The following is a 2,124-nucleotide window of genomic DNA, read 5'->3' as shown; positions in this document are numbered from 1 at the left end:
CATCGCGACTTACCAAACCATGGCAAACTCCGAATACCGAAGAGTGCGAGCGTGGGAGACAGACATGGGGTGCTAACGTCCTGTGTCAAGAGGGAAACAACCCAGACCGCCGTCTAAGGTCCCAAATGCATAGTTAAGTGGAAAACGAGGTGGGAAGGCACAGACAGCCAGGATGTTGGCTTAGAAGCAGCCATCATTTAAAGAAAGCGTAATAGCTCACTGGTCGAGTCGTCCTGCGCGGAAGATGTAACGGGGCTCAAACTATGAACCGAAGACGCGGATATGTGTTTACACATATGGTAGGAGAGCGTTCTGTAGGCCTGTGAAGGTGTGTTGTAAAGCATGCTGGAGGTATCAGAAGTGCGAATGCTGACATGAGTAGCGATAAAGGGAGTGAAAAGCTCCCTCGCCGAAAGCCCAAGGTTTCCTGCGCAACGTTCATCGGCGCAGGGTGAGTCGGCCCCTAAGGCGAGGCAGAAATGCGTAGTCGATGGGAAACGGGTTAATATTCCCGTACTTGATATCAGTGCGATGTGGGGACGGAGAAGGGTAGGTCAGCCACCTGTTGGAATAGGTGGTTTAAGCGTGTAGGCGTGGGGATTAGGCAAATCCGGTCCCCTTTAACGCTGAGGCGTGATGACGAGGAATCTTTGATTCTGAAGTGATTGATCCCATGCTTCCAGGAAAAGCCACTAAGCTTCAGCTGATATTGAACCGTACCGCAAACCGACACAGGTGGGCAGGTAGAGAATACTAAGGCGCTTGAGAGAACTCGGGAGAAGGAACTCGGCAAATTGACACCGTAACTTCGGGAGAAGGTGTGCCCCGGTAGCGTGAAGGACCTTGCGTCTGGAGCGTGATGGGGTTGCAGTGAACTGGTGGCTGCGACTGTTTATCAAAAACACAGCTCTGTGCCAACACGAAAGTGGACGTATACGGAGTGACGCCTGCCCGGTGCTGGAAGATTAAATGATGGGGTGCAAGCTCTTGATTGAAGTCCCAGTAAACGGCGGCCGTAACTATAACGGTCCTAAGGTAGCGAAATTCCTTGTCGGGTAAGTTCCGACCCGCACGAATGGCGTAACGATGGCCACACTGTCTCCTCCCGAGACTCAGCGAAGTTGAAGTGTTTGTGAAGATGCAATCTCCCCGCTGCTAGACGGAAAGACCCCGTGAACCTTTACTGTAGCTTTGCATTGGACTTTGAAGTGGTTTGTGTAGGATAGGTGGGAGGCTTTGAAGTGCGGACGCTAGTTCGCATGGAGCCGACGTTGAAATACCACCCTGACCCCTTTGAGGTTCTAACCTTGGTCCGTTATCCGGATCGGGGACCGTGCATGGTAGGCAGTTTGACTGGGGCGGTCTCCTCCCAAAGTGTAACGGAGGAGCTCGAAGGTTACCTAGGTACGGTCGGACATCGTACTGATAGTGTAATGGCAAAAGGTAGCTTAACTGCGAGACCGACAAGTCGAGCAGGTGCGAAAGCAGGACATAGTGATCCGGTGGTTCTGAATGGAAGGGCCATCGCTCAACGGATAAAAGGTACTCCGGGGATAACAGGCTGATTCCGCCCAAGAGTTCACATCGACGGCGGAGTTTGGCACCTCGATGTCGGCTCATCACATCCTGGGGCTGTAGCCGGTCCCAAGGGTATGGCTGTTCGCCATTTAAAGTGGTACGTGAGCTGGGTTCAAAACGTCGTGAGACAGTTTGGTCCCTATCTGCAGTGGGCGTTGGAAGTTTGAGGGGGGCTGCTCCTAGTACGAGAGGACCGGAGTGGACTGACCTCTGGTGTACCGGTTGTCACGCCAGTGGCATTGCCGGGTAGCTAAGTCGGGAATAGATAAGCGCTGAAAGCATCTAAGTGCGAAACTAGCCTCAAGATGAGACTTCCCTAGGTCTTTAAGACCTCTAAAGGATCGTTCGAGACCAGGACGTTGATAGGTCGGGTGTGGAAGCGCAGTAATGCGTTAAGCTAACCGATACTAATAGCCCGTGAGGCTTGATCCTATAACCTGAGACGCGTGATTGGCTTAGGTGTGAAACGAGGCAATTGACCCGAGAAAGAAAGTCGATACGACGGGATAAGAAAGTTTAACTTCTTCTATTGAATTCAGCGTGGCG

Annotated in this window: 1 rRNA gene; it reads left to right on the top strand. The window is 52.3% G+C overall.

Annotated elements, in window-relative coordinates:
* Positions 1–2,010, top strand: a 23S ribosomal RNA gene (locus H559_RS0113115); the annotation flags it as partial.
* Positions 2,011–2,124 lie beyond the last annotated feature (114 nt).

The organism is Chitinilyticum aquatile DSM 21506 (assembly GCF_000430805.1).
Taxonomy (GTDB): domain Bacteria; phylum Pseudomonadota; class Gammaproteobacteria; order Burkholderiales; family Chitinibacteraceae; genus Chitinilyticum; species Chitinilyticum aquatile.
Note: the sequence above shows the minus strand (reverse complement) of the source record. Positions and strands in the feature narration are given on the sequence as shown.